The organism is Escherichia sp. E3659 (genome assembly GCF_005781135.1).
In the GTDB taxonomy this organism is placed as follows: domain Bacteria; phylum Pseudomonadota; class Gammaproteobacteria; order Enterobacterales; family Enterobacteriaceae; genus Escherichia.
Genome location: NZ_VATQ01000047.1, coordinates 19,299 through 33,769 on the forward strand (window position 1 = coordinate 19,299; position 14,471 = coordinate 33,769).

The 14,471-nt window shown below is 49.1% G+C and carries 17 protein-coding genes and 1 pseudogene; 1 reads left to right on the top strand and 17 read right to left on the bottom strand.

Features of this window, described 5'->3' with window-relative positions; genetic code table 11:
* Positions 1-6: 6 nt before the first annotated feature.
* Positions 7-243 carry a TIGR03758 family integrating conjugative element protein gene (locus FEK47_RS22995; RefSeq protein ID WP_135487857.1) on the bottom strand — a complete coding sequence of 79 codons (237 nt, stop codon included), beginning with the start codon at positions 241-243 and terminating at the stop codon, positions 7-9.
* Entirely contained in the window at positions 240-551 is a 312-nt protein-coding gene (locus FEK47_RS23000; RefSeq protein WP_138183385.1) for an RAQPRD family integrative conjugative element protein, read from the bottom strand. Before FEK47_RS23000 ends, FEK47_RS22995 begins: the two co-directional genes overlap by 4 nt.
* Before the next feature lie 275 nt (positions 552-826).
* Here FEK47_RS23000 and FEK47_RS23005 point away from each other — a divergent pair, with 275 nt between their 5' ends.
* The gene (locus FEK47_RS23005; RefSeq protein ID WP_135487856.1) at positions 827-1,360 is read left to right on the top strand and encodes a hypothetical protein; all 534 of its coding nucleotides are present in this window, start codon (positions 827-829) and stop codon (positions 1,358-1,360) included.
* Positions 1,361-1,732: 372 nt separating this feature from the next.
* Here the strand turns inward: FEK47_RS23005 and FEK47_RS23010 are convergent, their stop codons facing one another.
* The 15 genes and pseudogenes from FEK47_RS23010 to FEK47_RS23080 all read right to left on the bottom strand — a co-directional run.
* On the bottom strand, positions 1,733-2,497 hold the full coding sequence (locus tag FEK47_RS23010; protein WP_135487855.1) for a TIGR03747 family integrating conjugative element membrane protein: 765 nt from the start codon (positions 2,495-2,497) through the stop codon (positions 1,733-1,735).
* 9 nt (positions 2,498-2,506) lie between these two features.
* On the bottom strand, positions 2,507-2,779 hold the full coding sequence (locus FEK47_RS23015; protein WP_240726518.1) for a hypothetical protein: 273 nt from the start codon (positions 2,777-2,779) through the stop codon (positions 2,507-2,509).
* Between the two features lie 10 nt (positions 2,780-2,789).
* On the bottom strand, positions 2,790-4,874 hold the full coding sequence (traD, locus tag FEK47_RS23020; protein ID WP_135487854.1) for a type IV conjugative transfer system coupling protein TraD: 2,085 nt from the start codon (positions 4,872-4,874) through the stop codon (positions 2,790-2,792).
* 103 nt (positions 4,875-4,977) lie between these two features.
* Positions 4,978-5,478 carry an integrating conjugative element protein gene (locus FEK47_RS23025; protein WP_135487853.1) on the bottom strand — a complete coding sequence of 167 codons (501 nt, stop codon included), beginning with the start codon at positions 5,476-5,478 and terminating at the stop codon, positions 4,978-4,980.
* On the bottom strand, positions 5,475-6,041 hold the full coding sequence (locus FEK47_RS23030; protein WP_135487852.1) for a transglycosylase SLT domain-containing protein: 567 nt from the start codon (positions 6,039-6,041) through the stop codon (positions 5,475-5,477). The genes FEK47_RS23025 and FEK47_RS23030 overlap by 4 nt, the downstream gene beginning before the upstream one ends.
* A complete protein-coding gene (locus tag FEK47_RS23035) occupies positions 6,023-6,790 on the bottom strand; it encodes a TIGR03759 family integrating conjugative element protein (RefSeq protein WP_171020865.1) in 768 nt (255 codons plus the stop codon). Before FEK47_RS23035 ends, FEK47_RS23030 begins: the two co-directional genes overlap by 19 nt.
* Before the next feature lie 10 nt (positions 6,791-6,800).
* The gene (locus tag FEK47_RS23040; RefSeq protein WP_135487851.1) at positions 6,801-7,517 is read right to left on the bottom strand and encodes a hypothetical protein; all 717 of its coding nucleotides are present in this window, start codon (positions 7,515-7,517) and stop codon (positions 6,801-6,803) included.
* Entirely contained in the window at positions 7,514-8,110 is a 597-nt protein-coding gene (locus FEK47_RS23045; RefSeq protein WP_138183386.1) for a hypothetical protein, read from the bottom strand. The genes FEK47_RS23040 and FEK47_RS23045 overlap by 4 nt, the downstream gene beginning before the upstream one ends.
* Positions 8,111-8,271: 161 nt before the next feature.
* Positions 8,272-8,808 carry an STY4534 family ICE replication protein gene (locus FEK47_RS23050; RefSeq protein WP_135487850.1) on the bottom strand — a complete coding sequence of 179 codons (537 nt, stop codon included), beginning with the start codon at positions 8,806-8,808 and terminating at the stop codon, positions 8,272-8,274.
* Between the two features lie 364 nt (positions 8,809-9,172).
* Positions 9,173-9,523, bottom strand: coding sequence for a hypothetical protein (locus tag FEK47_RS23055; protein WP_135487849.1), 351 nt, complete (start codon positions 9,521-9,523; stop codon positions 9,173-9,175).
* A complete protein-coding gene (locus FEK47_RS23060; RefSeq protein ID WP_138183387.1) occupies positions 9,516-10,157 on the bottom strand; it encodes a hypothetical protein in 642 nt (213 codons plus the stop codon). The genes FEK47_RS23055 and FEK47_RS23060 overlap by 8 nt, the downstream gene beginning before the upstream one ends.
* A 361-nt stretch (positions 10,158-10,518) precedes the next feature.
* Positions 10,519-12,527 (bottom strand): annotated as a pseudogene (locus FEK47_RS23065) (DNA topoisomerase III).
* Complete coding sequence (locus tag FEK47_RS23070; RefSeq protein WP_135487847.1) at positions 12,524-13,087, bottom strand: hypothetical protein; 564 nt, start codon at positions 13,085-13,087, stop codon at positions 12,524-12,526. The pseudogene FEK47_RS23065 and the gene FEK47_RS23070 overlap by 4 nt, the downstream one beginning before the upstream one ends.
* On the bottom strand, positions 13,080-13,826 hold the full coding sequence (locus tag FEK47_RS23075) for a PFL_4669 family integrating conjugative element protein (protein WP_135487846.1): 747 nt from the start codon (positions 13,824-13,826) through the stop codon (positions 13,080-13,082). Before FEK47_RS23075 ends, FEK47_RS23070 begins: the two co-directional genes overlap by 8 nt.
* Positions 13,827-13,956: 130 nt before the next feature.
* A partial coding sequence (locus FEK47_RS23080; RefSeq protein ID WP_171020866.1) for a YadA C-terminal domain-containing protein occupies positions 13,957-14,471 on the bottom strand: 515 nt, incomplete at its 5' end.

Below are 14,471 nucleotides of genomic sequence, written 5' to 3' on the forward strand. Positions count from 1 at the left end.
CCAGGCTTAGCTGGCGAAGAGATAGATACCGATGATGATGAGAAGGACCGAGCGAATGGCAAAACGCACCAGTGCCTGCTCAGTGACGTGGCGAGCGGCATAGCCACGGTAAACATGCACAAATCCCCACCCCACCCACAAAATCAACAGCGCAAGCAGAGCACCAATAAACAATTTGCTCAGCATCGCGGGGTCAGCGTTACCGCTGGCAACTTTAAATGCGTTGCGCTGGGCATCGTTCACGGACGGCGCTCCATCCGGTACTGACCAGTGAGAGATGCCGAAGGCACTGGTTGTGCGCGGGAAGGCTCCAGGTAAACGCTAATCCCCTGACGAATGGACTTGATGTCCTGAGTTGCTCGCAGGTAATCGAAATAAAAGCGTCCGTTCTGCCCATCCTGAACGGCGACAACACGGGCGCGTTCCAGAGCAGCCTGCACTTGATCCAGCTGTTTCATTACCAGCGCAAGCTCGTCAGACTCAGCGGCCTGAGCGCCCGATGCCAGCAGAATCCCCAACAGGCACCATGCCCGGGGTTGTGTCATGCGCATATCCGCCTCCTTAAATGCGATTGCACGTCCGAAGGAGAGTGGCGAAAAGCACTATATCGGGCAGTAAGAAAACAGAAGTGGAATTTTGAAAATTATGGAAGGGGTAAGGCGTGGCGCAGAATGCGCCATCGGGGTTCTTTGCCACCCCGGCGCAAGCAAGCTTGCGCTCCCGGCAAGGCTCCAGTCTTAATCCGAAAGTGCCTCACCACTATTCGGATTAAAACTGGAGCTTGGTAAAATATATAGAATGATAAAATTAATAAGAGAGTCATGTCATGGAACAAACCACACTAATACTAATATCATTCACCGCAATAATTGCACTGGCATTTATTATACTTTTAACTTATATATTAAACGATATTATTACGAGTTCATGGGAAAGACGTTTTGAAAAAAGCATAAAAAATGGGATAGAGAAAAATAAAATAAAAAACAATGACATCTATATACTTGCTGAACGATGGCCAATAAACAAAACAAAAATTTCATTTTGCCTTAACAGAATATTTGATTATTACATCAATACATCTGACCAAGATGATATTAAACTGGTAAGACTTAGAGAAATTATCAACTGGCATAAAACACAAGATCCGTTTTCTGAGTTACCAGAAAACATAAAGCTACAACTTATAACAATACAAAACCTATTGAATGGAAACAAAGAGTTAGTCTTACAATTATCAACATCATTAAGTGAACTATATGTTTCTAAAGAAAAAGGTGTTCGAACAGAAAAACGAATTTCCCGTCTTAGCCTTGTCGTAGGTATAGCAGGAATCATTTATACTATACTTTCGAAATAAATACCTTTTTTAAGCATCAGCTAAAACAGTCAGCCATAAAAAGCTCACACTCTACCGGACGTAAAAAAACCGACTTAACGTCGGCTTTTTTACTTTTCCACTCAAGAGCTGGTTACTCTGAATGGTGTGAAACAGTCTACATCTAACAATGAAGGACAACCCTTGTGACAGGCAGTGTAAGAGTAAGCAACGGTGTTCTCACTCCATATAATGGAGAAACGGATGAAAGTTTTCATTGAGAAAACAATCATCGTTCTGAAAGCGTTAATCACGCTGCTGGAGCTGAGCCGTCAGTTTATCGACTGATAACCCCGGAAACGTAATTAAAGGCAGGGAGCCAACCACTCTCTGCCTTTTAACATTTTTGAGCCGCTATAAATACTTCTTAAAACTCCCCATCGTCACCGAAATCGCTAATCCCATCAACAATGCTGCCGGTAACAGCAACAAATTGGGATAGACAGCAAATGGCGCAGACAGGTACAGCACACATGGAATATACGCCGCTGGTTTCACCACGCGCTTGGCATGATGGTAGAGGAAACTCGACTCATACGCTGCACCGTAACGGCGTAGATCACGTCGAACCATCCCATCAGCAATTCCAATAATAGCGACCAGCACAAATAACGGTATCGACAGCACCAGAATGGTCACCCGCATCAGAAAGACCAGCGAGACATACATCGTTGCCATCAGGTATTCATACGCATTCCGTACTGCCCAGGCGATCCAGGCATTAAGCTCATCCGTAACACCATTACCACTTCCCGCAGCAGGTGGCTGAATGGACTGTAACCATCCCATAAAGCCGCTATTCACAAATAGCCACTGATAGCCCAGTGCGATCCATCCCTGTACTGTCACCACTGGTGATGACAGCAGCAAACTTTGCGTAAATCCTTCCGCAAAATAACCGCTTTCTGTCTGCATAACTGCGCGGCTATGTTCCGCCCCCTGATCCGGCCAGAAGAACGCAATCCCGATGTACTCCACAATCAGACTGAACAACAGCGAAACCAGAAGCATCCCGATAATATGCCACGGCATATCCCACAGCAGCACGGTAAAAAAACCATGCGGCTTTGGTGGCGTGGACGATTGTGTCGGGGCTGAAGATGTGTTCATCTGCGACATAACATCCCCTTAATGCACCGCCAGCGACTCCATCTGGCAGTTCAGTAACATCTCTTCCTGCCCCACCCAAATCCACAGTGTGACAATGTCAGTGAGCGTATCAGTTGTGGCTTCATATCTCGGGCGATAGCCCAGAGAAGTCAGACGCTCAATAATTTCCGGAATCTGAAGTGACGAGCAATCCTGCTCGCACAAGACATCCATCACATCACGCGGGACTTCCAGATTATTGTATCTTGAAGACGCCATCACCGCTTCAACCCGATATCGTTGTTTCATCATGATTTCCTTTTCAAAAAGTAGCTGCATCATAATCTCCCGGTAACGCGTTCCCCGACCACCATGCATCGCTTGTCCGGTAATTTCGCTGCATATAATCGGCAATTTGCCCAATACTATCTGGCATCAGGGCATCCGCGCCAGCAGCTGGCAACGGCATCCTAATCTTCCACAGACGCCCTCCTTCCAGTAAGGCAAACGCCTGTCCTTTGGGCAGATTAATCACGTTCGCGGCAGTAATCAGTGGCGTACGTACTGTACTTACCCTGTCCTGCGTATTTGAAGTAAAATCGCTGCCCATTTCCGGATTCGAGATATCGGTGACACCTGAAACCAGCGTTTTGGTATAGACCTCCACTTCCGGTAGTTGCTTCGTCATCAGTTCAGCCGTTTCTGTATGTCGCACCCGCAGCATCACCAGGCTGTTGAAGTTACCCACGACCTGCGCCGCTTTCGCCGCATTGCCCAGCCGCGCTTCGATATCCGGTAACGTCTGGGTATAGGCCGTTACCTCAATACCCGCACCACCGCCTTTGTTAATGAGCGGGATAAACTCATCCCCCATCAGCTCATTAAACTCGTCACAGTGCAGGCTGATTGGTATCTTCTTATCTTCGTCACCGGGCAGGCCGTCATTCACGCCAAACTTGTAGATATGCCCCGCCACGGAAACCAGATCGGCAAACATCGAATTGCCCACAGCTGCCGCGACTTCCGGATCGGACAACGCATCAAGACCGATATACACCACGCCCTTTTTACGGATCACCTGCTGCCAGTCGAAGATAGGTCGCGGATCTGACATATCGGTGTAATTCGGTGAGATCAGTTGCGCCGTCTTACCGGAAGTCAGTTTCTCCAGCAACGGCAGCAAACTGGCGACAATCTTGTCGTAATACTTCTGGTCATAGCGTACCGACGAACGCAGACCATCAAGCACCGGGTCGTAAATCTTCTTCCCTTCATCGCTGTTCAGCACCTGTTCTATCGCCACCACCCGCAGCGAACGACCTTCCATATGCCGGGGAATATCACGCTCATCAAGTATTTGCGCCAGATTTTCTATCTGTTGCCATAGCGCCGGAGTGTGCTTCACCATCCACGTTTCCGCATAGGTTTCAAACAGATCGCCGATATTGTTCACATAACGCTGAATCAGACCAAAATCCGGGCGTTGCCCCAGCGCAACCAGCGCCCGGGCAATAATATTGACGAAACGCCAGGCGAATTCTTTAAAGGCTGCGCTATTACCTTCACTACTGAGCTGACCGGCCACACGCGAAGCCACTTCCGAAATACGGCCAAAGCGTCCGACTGCGTTGTAACGGGCGCTGATATCCGGCCAGCCCAGATGAAATACATGGAACTCACTGGCGCGTCCTGCCCGGTGCGCTTCTGCATACATGCGCTTAAGTAAATCGGCATCGCCTTTCGGGTCGAAAACAATGGTGACGTTACCGCGACGAATATCCTGGGTGATCAGCAGCTCGGCGAGGCGAGTTTTGCCGACGCGCGTGGTACCCAGAACCAGCATATGCCCGACACGCTCGCCAAGACTCATAGAGACGTTGACCTCATCTGGTTCGATGCCGTGCAATGCCGGATGACCGCCAACTGGGGGCAATGGTCGAACGGGATTCAGCGCCGAATCACGCGCCAGCAGTTTGCACAGTGCAGGTAAGCGATGTTCGTAGTGCTGTTCAAAACGACGCGCTGCCTGGTATAACGCCGGGGGATTGACGTAACCCGCCACCTCCGGACGCAGGGTATCCAGCAACCTCTGGGTATGCTTTTGCTCCCACATAAACCCTTTACCCAGAAATAGCCGTTGGTTACTCACTGGCACCTCTGCGCTGGTAACAATATAACGCGGCAGACGGCGGATATTGCGCCGGTAACGTAAAACCTTAACCCCCTGCTGAATGCGTTTTATCGATAACACTGCAAATCCTGCCGCCGTAACGTAGCTGACAGACGGTGCCAGTGCTACTGCCCACGGAGCCGTCACGCATATATAGCTGGCGCAGGCGGCAACAACTGCGGTGTTCAGCTCCACCGCAGGTCGTAGCATGGCTTCAATAACATAGCGGTCACTCATTTTTTCCTCCCGTCATGTCCGGCAAGAAAAATTAACCAGATGAGAAAATTCATTGCGGCCAGGCCAATCAAAAGACTGATTTCATCCAGTGGTAATCCCGCCCTCATTGTTCCACTCCCTTCTCGCTAATCAGTACCGGATAGTGAGAAATACCCAGCCGAACGGCCAGATCGCTCCCAGAAACCGGTAGCAACTCAAGCCCGTTAGCCTGAGACTGTAAATCATTCCAGGCAGATTCACTGGCAACATTCACCACATAGCCCACGGCATTAAGCTGGATAAGTTGGTCACGTCGCAATGCCAGCCAGCGTCGGGAAAGCTCGTCGTCACCAATCAGAAAAATTGATCGCATTCCGGGCATGGAGAGAGAACGCGCTTCCAGCGCCCCGGGCGAAAGTTCCGGGGTACGAATGGGTAATACCGATGCTTTGTCAGGTGTTGACAGTGTCAACACTTGAGAGGTTGGCGGCTCTTCCCCCTGATTGTTAATACCGGCAAAGTATTCAGCCGTTGACTGACCACCTAGAACTGCGACAACGGTTAGCTCTGCCTGACTTATGCCCGGAAACAGCAATGCGAGAACCAGCGGAAAACGTCTCATCATGGTGTTCCTCCCGGATTGAATGCCAGTGTCTGTACAGATGGCTGCAATGTGCCCAGGTGACGCGACACGATAGCCTTATAGGTTTGTGCAGGTTTGCCGCCTGCCGGATGGTGATAGCACCCCGCAGCCGATATCCAGCTCCCAGGGCTACGCTCGTAACAGGCTCGCAGAATACGGGCGGCGACGTGCAGGTTGGTATAGGGATCAAATGCTTCCCAGGTGGATGTGAAATGATGGCCGTTCCAGCCCAGATTGACCTGCGCAATACCGACATCAATACGCTTAAGCGGATAGCGCCGCATAAAGCCAAGCAGCGCCTGCCAGGCTTCGTTCCGGGAGGCGTAGCGATATCCCTTCCCGGCAACATTAATTGTCCACGGCCACGGGCGTACGCCATGCGCCAGCTTGCGGGAAGACTCCGTCAGCGCCAGGCTATACAGCGCTTCGGCAGGAACATTTTCCGCCTGCGCAACCCGATAATATCCTTCCGGAACAGATTGCGCCGCCAGACACTCTGGTAGCACAATGAACATTACCAGCCAGATCAGTTTACTCGCTGCCATCCCTGCGCCCCCTGCTGTAACACCACTGGCATCAGCCCGTTGCCGTATTTCAGCCACATCCAGCTATCGTGATTTAGCGTTACCTGGCGGGATTTCACCTTTTCAGCAGGGATATTATGTTTCTTCGCCCAGCTTCGAACCGCCTCATCTTTACCACCGCTATCAACCAGATAGATATCCAGCGGCTGGTTCGATTTCATCAGTTGCGACAGTTTACGGTCGCAAGCAGTGCAATTATCTTTCACAAACAGCGCCTGACGGGCATTACTGGCTTCACTCCGTAGATCCTGAACGGGCAGAACGCCGGGATAGATACGCATCCACGCGCTATTCACTTCTCGCTGAAACGCCAGCTCCGCTTCAACCCGCTGAAACTCCTGTTTCACCGCCAGCTCAGCAAAATGACGGCGTTCTTCATCACTTCGCGCCTCGATACCCAGCATCGTCAGCGGATCTAATCCAGGAGACAACACACCACGTCGCCCTTTTTTCAGCGTTTCATAACGCTGCCATTCTTCCGTTGTCAGTCCCCACTCCAGTGCGTTTCTTTTCATTTGCATAGGTTCCAGTTCCTGAAGACGGGAATCCGCCATCTGGATAGCAGAAGCTAATGCATCAGATACAGTCACTACGGATTTTTGAGACTGTTGTTGTGTAGTGATCTGATCGCTTTCCGGGGTCACAGCAGCAAACGTGACTGTTGACACTGTCAACACTCCCGACATCAGCACGGCATTGAATTTTTTCATCCTGACCTCCTTATCGCACCGTCAGCGTCCGGGTTTGCCCCGCGACACGAAACTGCACCTGCTGCCCGGTAATCGCCAGCAAAGTCCAGCCCTGACGGGTTTCCCCCGGTTCCATTAACGCTATTTCTGTCAGTTGTGTTGCCGATTGTGGCGCTATCGCAGCAAAGGCAATTCCTCCCCGCCGTTCGATACCAGTGAGGATGAAGGGGGCGGTAACTGGCCGCCGCGCTTTCGACGTTGGTTTCTTCTTTACCGTCACAACATCAGGCATTACGGCAGGAACAATGGCGGTATTGGCTGGACGTTGTTTCAACGTTCGAACCTGTTCCTGAAGGGAGGATAACTCTGTGTTAAAGGCCGAAAACGAGGCAGACTGCTCACGCTGTTGTTTATCGAGCACATCAATCTTCTGCTGCAAAGCCGCAAGTGCCGGTTTGCCAACCATCTCTCCAAGTTGCATTCGTGACACTTCAAACTGCTGTTGCAGCGTTGTCATCTGTTCCTGGAGTGGCTCGATATCCGGGCTACCCTGCAACGCAGTTTTAAGCTGGCTAACCTCCCCAGAAAGCAGCTGAACCTGCTTCAGACTAATAAATGTAGTTCCACCCAACGTAAACAAAACCAGCCCCCCCAAACCAAAACGGATTATCGCCCAAAGTTTGCTACATGCAGGTCTTTCGGACGCTTTCATTTCAGGAATCTCCATGACACTAATGGATTCGTTCATTTCAGCATCCTCTGCTGAACCGGAGCGGTGATATTGACGGGGTGAGCGGATAGTGGCACAGAGACCGAAGTGACCGACGTTCTCACCGCTTCCGGCGGCAAACGATAGCCATCACGTAATGAATGGCAGACGATCCGTTGAACAGAATCAATCTCAAGCTGCCAGGACTCCCCGGCCAGGATTTGTAATGCCTGACTCAGGCGCATTGGCCCCAGTTGATAATGCACCGCGGGCAACCTCTGGTTGTACAGCACCCGGTTCGCTGGTGTCGTACTGCACAACGAGTACCCGGACTGGCGCAGAGCATAGCGCATGGAATCAGCCACGGTCGGCGATAATGACGCGGGGATACGGATATCTATTGTTTGCTCCAGCGGAGCACGTTGCGCAGCACTCGGGGAAGTATCAACCAACAGGTAACGGTCATAACGAACAACTTCGGGAGAGGCGGCATAGACATCTGGTCGGGCTGGCTGGATATTGCCATTCAGCACCGTTGGATGGGATTGAGTATCAGGTTGCTGGAGCTTTTGCGTACAACCAGCAAGGATGCTGGCCGCCAGGCAGACAATCATTGGGATATGAGGATTCATGCAGGTTCCTTAGTCAGACAAAAGAGGCCCAACTTTGCGAAACCAGAGGCATCTCCTCAACGAACAACTGTTTTTGCTATGCAAAAAAAACGCCAGAAAAATCTGGCGTTAATACAACAAACAAGAAGTGTACGACGTGGAGATTTGCACTCTTTCTATTATCAATATGCGGAGTCGGTAGACTCAGCTTTTTCAGCTTTATAAACCATGTTTTGCCCCACTTTGATAAAACTGATTTTAATCAGTCTCGCTCGCAGTGCTGCTCTTGATTCACCTGCATGATCGCCTTTGGTCAGTGTAAACACATCGGCAGTCAGGTTACTGAGTTTAAAACCGATAAGGACCTTCTTCTCTTCATTCACTGCATTCTGGCAGCGTCTGATTAAAGAACTAGCCTGTTTACCCGATACCGTAACATCAAAACGCGTGTACTCAGGTTTTTCGGTTGAGCCATGTAACGCGTTAATCGTGCAGCTCAGGAATGCCCCCGTAGCGGTGTTAATTTCGCGAATATTGCTCAGATAACCCAGCCCATCGATATGCAAATTAAAGTAGCTGGATTGTGGTTTTGGTTGTACCGGCGCCGGAGCTACTGATTGAGCTGGAGTTGCTGATTCAACAGGAACTGGAGCCGGGGCTTTCTTGCTGGCACTGCTTTTTTTAGGTTTAGCGGTGGTGGTTTTAGATATAGTAGACATGTTGTTTCTCCTGGAAAAATTCGATAAACGGAGAAACATCCCAGCTGGGTGTTTTCCCGCTGGGGTGTCAGGCATCGAAGCGAAGCTGACGGTCTGTCGTTGAAGTGTACCTTTATCGCTGGAGCGATCCCTGCTCTCAAAGGTTAAGCAAGGTTACCGCCCGAAGGCATCGTCTCTCAGGCCATGACGATTTTGGCTGGCAATCACCCGAAGGCGTCCATCTCAGATTGCTAGGACATTGGCTGTTGTCGGAGACAACGGGATAAGAGCGAATATACTATTTAGTATTAGCTCATAAAATCAATTAAAATCTCACTTATCAATTACATTTTTCTCAACATCATGCAACTGACTCTCTGATAGTTTATTTATTTGACTTATCAATAATTGGTTGATATAGAATCTTTTTTTGCTCCAAAGATAGATCGTCACGCGAGTCAATTGCATGAAGTGTATTACTAAAACATTCATCTATAGCGGAACCCTTAAATACTTCAATAATAGTTTTTGCATTCATAATAAGAACACACATTGCCAGACAACCAACACACCAAACCCAATCAACCACAAAACCGCGCACCAAAAAAAACTCTTTAAATATATATAAGAACACCCAAACAACAATCCCCAAAAGACATCCAAAAGTAGTCCTTAATGGATATTTTAATAATAAAATATCTAACAGGCGATTAAGAAACTTAGTAAACTCATCCATGTAAACTCTCCCAACGCCCTTTCTTAATCTCGGCTAAATCAGTATATAATTTATCTCTATCATTTAATATTTTTCGCCCCCCGTTACTTCCACCATTAATATCATCAATATTTTCCTCTATAAACTTAATTAACTGAAGTGCTTCATGTCTATTAGAACCAAAGAAACCTCGAGATATTCGATATGTTATTATTCTATCCTTGACTTCAAGAACTAAAAACAAGGTAACACTTAACCCAATAACAAATACCCCAACAGAATATTGGACATGAATTATTGTGGTTGCAATCAATATTAATAGGGTAGAGATTTTAGCCTTTATAAAAATCTTTTTTTCTTTTATTAAGAAGAGTTCCACTACTGTTTTTCTTTTTAACTCATCAGACTCTTTTTTTGTTAAAACACCACTGGAACGATATAATCCTTTCAGATTTTCACTATATTTCTTAGAAAAAACAACTTTAACGACAATCTCGTATATTTGATTTATCAATGCCATTGCGACACCGGAAATGAAAAAATCTACCCATTTATTAGTAATTCCAAAATACAAATGTAAATAGCCCACCCCCCTAGCACCAAGTATGGCAAGAACTAATAAAAACAATAATTTTACTATAGCCGAAAATTTCATAAAACCGCCAAGCATTCATGTATTGAATGTATTGTTTATTTCCCAAAATAAATATACTTCAAATAGTAAAGTTAAACCAAACAAAAAGGCCCGATCCCATCCTGGTATCGAGCCTCTGAACCTGCACCAGGGTTCATCGTCAGTGTCGCTTCTCCGGGCCAGAGCCTTTTTTGGCCGACGTGTAATCTCACGGAGGGTCACGCCTTACAACCTCATCCAGGTAACAAAATGGGTCGCTATACTGTCCTGTCTTCCGCTACAAGAAGCGAAAAATCGGATTACCGCAGTCACGGGGGTACTTCAAAGCCATGAGCAAAATAGCAAATTCACGCTACGCTTCCAACCAAAAACATAAAGCTAATCAGCCATTGTTCTTTGCAGGGCTTTTCCGCCGCCGAGCCGGTTTCTTTGCTCCGATATTCACAATACCGTTGCAGTCTGGATAGTTACTACATCCCCAGAATGAGCCGGACTTCCCCGTGCGCTGTCGCGTTGCACCGCCACAAACCGGGCACGGCGGAGACGGCGGTAACGTAATCCTGACAGTCTGCTGTCGCCCTTTTTCCACCAGTTGCCTGGTCCAGGCAGACTGTTTCGCCATAAAATCATCCAGCGTCATCCGGCCTTCAGCAATATCATCCAACGACTGCTCCCATAGTGCCGTCATGCCGGGATCTTTGAGCTGTGCAGGTAACACCGCCATCAGGTCAGCGGCAATAGGCGTCGCCAGCAGGTGCTTGCCTTTCTTCACCACAAATCCACGCTTCAGCAACGTTTCAATCACGCCTGCCCGGGTCGCTTCTGTACCCAACCCCGCATTCTCCTTGAGGATCTTTTTAAGGCGCGGATCGGTGACAAACTGCGCCGCGTTCTTCATCGCGGCAATCAATGTACCTTCCGTATAGTGCTCCGGTGGTTTTGTTTGCTGCTGTTTCGCTTCTGCCCCAGTGACCTGGCATACACTCCCTTTAGCCATTGCAGGTAACCGGGTTTTGTCACCGGAACTTTCTGTATCTTCTTCAGCGTCCTTACCAAACAAGCTCTTCCAGCCAGCAACGACCACAACCTTACCGCTGGTCTTAAATAACTGCCCACTGGAATGCAGCGAAATCCGCGTGGCATCCACTTCATGGTTTGGCAGGAACTGGGCCATATAATGCTGCCGGATAAGCTGGTAAACATTGCGCTCCTGCTCACTCATTTTTGCCAGATCACAAGGCTGCTTTGTAGGGATGATGCCGTGGTGTGCAGTGATCTTTTTGTCATTCCAGATACGGGAAACATGCTGCATATCAAGCTCAAGCCGCGAGATGGTCGCAGATAAAGCGGGATCGCTTTGCTGTATCGAAGCCATCACCTGTCCGATCTCGCCACGCATGGATGTTGGCAGGTAGCCGCAATCAGTACGAGGGTACGTGGTTGCTTTGTGTGTTTCATACAAAGCCTGCGCAATATCCAGCACCTGTTGAGCGCCATAGCCAAAACGACGGGAACAGGCTTGTTGTAACGTACCGAGATCAAATGCCAACGGAGCTGATTCAGTCTCCCTTTTGGTCTCAACCTCTGCCACTATCGACTGCCCGGTTTTCTTGCAAAGCTGAACCACCTGCTGCGCCACAGTCGGATTAATACAGCGTTTTTCCTCATCACAATACGCCGCTGCTGGCACCCACTGCGCCTGAAATGTGATCCCTCCCGCTGCCAGCTGCACCACAACATTCCAGTAGGGCTTCGGGGCAAACTGCGCAATATCGCGATCGCGTTCCACAATCAGGTTAAGCGTTGGCGTCTGCACCCGCCCCACGGATAAAACGCTACCATAACCATTCTCCCGGGCCTTGACCGAATATAGCGCGTCATATTCATGCCGATCTGCCAGTCAGCCCGGGCACGGCCCAGACCGGCTAAATAGTAGGGTAAGGTCGCACTTCCGGGCTTTATCGCCGCCAGTGCGGCGCGGACGCTGGCCTCATCAAGTGCCGAGAGCCACAACCGCTCAACTTTTCCCTGATAATGGCAATAATCAAGGATTTCACGGGCAATCACCTCTCCTTCCCGATCCGCATCGGTGGCAATCACTGCCGTATCAGCCTGTTTCAGCAGTTTCTGGATGACGGAAAACTGAGCCGCCGCATCCGGTTTAACCTGCATTTGCCACGTTGTCGGCAATACCGGTAGCACATCGGTACGCCAGGGAACACCGAACTGTTCACCGTAGGCGTCCGGGCTGGCCTGCTCCAGCAGGTGACCAAAACCCCAGGTGACGCACACACCGTTTCCGGTCTGATAACCCGGCATTTTCTTTGTCGCACCCAGCACAGCGGCGATATCGCGCCCCTGACTGGGCTTTTCACAGAGAAAGAGCTTCATCGAATAGTCCCTTCCGCCACACTCTTCATATTCTCAAACAGCTTGCTGGCATAAGCCGCCGTGGCATGAGAGGCCAGACCGGAACGAAAGGTGATATACAGACGGCTGCCGGAACCATTTTTCTCCAGTTCGACCTGAACGCTGTCACCGGTATTTTCGTTTCCCCAGTCGCACCCCATTTTGTAGTAGCTACCGGGTTGCCAGTCCCATACCCATGCTCCATCGGCTACTGAACCAGCAGTCCACCCTCCACTTTGTATACCGTTATTACGCAGTTGCGCCACTTCCTCAGCCGAGATAAAACCGTAGTAGCGTTTTACCCGCGCAGCTGCCGTATCAACATCAACGGGAACACGATATTCCTGCACGATTTTGTGGCTGGCCTGCGGTACGCCTTTCGATAACACTACCGGACCACTGTCTGCCGGTGCGGAACCGACTGAAAAGATCCCGCCGCCAATCTGGTTTATCGCACTGTTGACACTGTCAACACTCGCACATCCACTCAGGCTGGTACTCAGGACGAACAATCCGGTAAAAGCCGTTTTATTTCTAATCATCCTGCACCTCCTGCTTTGCCGCTTTCTCTTTGCGTGACTGACGTTTGAAGGAGGCTTTCAACGCTTTAATACTTTCGGCACTTACCGGTGGAGAAAAGCGGGAACGACGGGTTCCCAGCAGGATCGCCCTGTCCAGTTCCCCAAATTGTTCGATAGCCTGTCGGGCAACATCATTATTTGAAGCTATATCCTGGCGGGTAACGGGATGAGAACGGTAGCGCAGGGCTACAGAGAAGATTTGCCGAATTTGATGGCTACCGCGATGTAACCAGACTTTTCGCTCTTTCAGCGACATCAGACCGTAGTGATGCGCCTGGAAGACGCGCAAGATCAACTGATCGAATCCAACCAGGAGGTAAACACAGCGGTATCCCAGCGGAGTATGGCTGTGAACGGCAATATTCAGCGGTGCAGTAGAGGTTACTCCCGAAAGGGAGGCGTTAACTGGCAACATCGCCATCAGGGCATCGATATCATTCAGCCATTTCTGGAGCTGCTGACTGGCTGTCTCCAGCAATGTTTCCACTTCCATCAGAGCCACATCCGCCCACGGATTATCGGCCAGTGAATCGCGGTTTACCCTGGAAATTAACTTGAAAAACAGCGGCATTCCGATAAGTGAAGGCTTATCCTCCGAGGCTGGCCGCCCACCCCAAGTGTTAATCGCGTATTGGGTGTGCAACTCGATGCGCAGCTCAGAATGCAACGCACCGGCTTTCTTTTCTATCTTGTCTGACATGATTTTCCATCTATAAAAGTTCAACGAGATGGAAATAGTTGTGTATTGGTGATACGAAGCACAATAATAAAATCATTGTACAAAAATAAAATTTATTCTAGGAGGGCAGAAAAATCTGCCCTCTTAATAATTACCAACCGTAAGACACTCCCGCCGCAACACCAAGATTATTTTGTGTATCAAAGGATGACTTTAATGAAACAATAGTTCTATCGTTGACACGGTAATAGCCACCGGCTGAAATCGCTTGCTCACTGTCGAAGTTCGCCATACCCATACCGAAGTTGAAATCATAAGAGAAGTTTTGGGGGATACTTGCCATCGCCATCGCGCCAGCAATACCCGCAGCAGCTTTCTGACGATTTTTATCAACTTTGCTATCTAATTGTTCAATTCGTCCGTTCACTTTATTTATTTGCGAGTTCGTATAATCGATAGATTGATTGAATCGGTTATCGGTATACGTTGTTGCTTGATTTAACGTATTTCTTGTGGATGTGTCTGTGTAACTTTTCGAGATATCAATTGCATAACTATTACCCTGATTAACTCTCGAATCAGTATATTCAATTGCTTTGTCATATGTATTCTTTGACGAATTATCGGTGTATGTATTGGCATCAACAAGCGTCTGCGCCGATGAGT

Excerpts from the sequence above, each read along its gene's own strand:
- FEK47_RS23000 (WP_138183385.1), bottom strand. The coding sequence starts at position 551 with ATGCGCATGACACAACCCCGGGCATGGTGCCTGTTGGGGATTCTGCTG.
- FEK47_RS23005 (WP_135487856.1), top strand. The coding sequence starts at position 827 with ATGGAACAAACCACACTAATACTAATATCATTCACCGCAATAATTGCA.
- FEK47_RS23010 (WP_135487855.1), bottom strand. The coding sequence starts at position 2,497 with ATGTCGCAGATGAACACATCTTCAGCCCCGACACAATCGTCCACGCCA.
- FEK47_RS23015 (WP_240726518.1), bottom strand. The coding sequence starts at position 2,779 with ATGATGAAACAACGATATCGGGTTGAAGCGGTGATGGCGTCTTCAAGA.
- traD (WP_135487854.1), bottom strand. The coding sequence starts at position 4,874 with ATGAGTGACCGCTATGTTATTGAAGCCATGCTACGACCTGCGGTGGAG.
- FEK47_RS23025 (WP_135487853.1), bottom strand. The coding sequence starts at position 5,478 with ATGATGAGACGTTTTCCGCTGGTTCTCGCATTGCTGTTTCCGGGCATA.
- FEK47_RS23030 (WP_135487852.1), bottom strand. The coding sequence starts at position 6,041 with ATGGCAGCGAGTAAACTGATCTGGCTGGTAATGTTCATTGTGCTACCA.
- FEK47_RS23035 (WP_171020865.1), bottom strand. The coding sequence starts at position 6,790 with ATGAAAAAATTCAATGCCGTGCTGATGTCGGGAGTGTTGACAGTGTCA.
- FEK47_RS23040 (WP_135487851.1), bottom strand. The coding sequence starts at position 7,517 with ATGAACGAATCCATTAGTGTCATGGAGATTCCTGAAATGAAAGCGTCC.
- FEK47_RS23045 (WP_138183386.1), bottom strand. The coding sequence starts at position 8,110 with ATGAATCCTCATATCCCAATGATTGTCTGCCTGGCGGCCAGCATCCTT.
- FEK47_RS23050 (WP_135487850.1), bottom strand. The coding sequence starts at position 8,808 with ATGTCTACTATATCTAAAACCACCACCGCTAAACCTAAAAAAAGCAGT.
- FEK47_RS23055 (WP_135487849.1), bottom strand. The coding sequence starts at position 9,523 with ATGGATGAGTTTACTAAGTTTCTTAATCGCCTGTTAGATATTTTATTA.
- FEK47_RS23060 (WP_138183387.1), bottom strand. The coding sequence starts at position 10,157 with ATGAAATTTTCGGCTATAGTAAAATTATTGTTTTTATTAGTTCTTGCC.
- FEK47_RS23070 (WP_135487847.1), bottom strand. The coding sequence starts at position 13,087 with ATGATTAGAAATAAAACGGCTTTTACCGGATTGTTCGTCCTGAGTACC.
- FEK47_RS23075 (WP_135487846.1), bottom strand. The coding sequence starts at position 13,826 with ATGTCAGACAAGATAGAAAAGAAAGCCGGTGCGTTGCATTCTGAGCTG.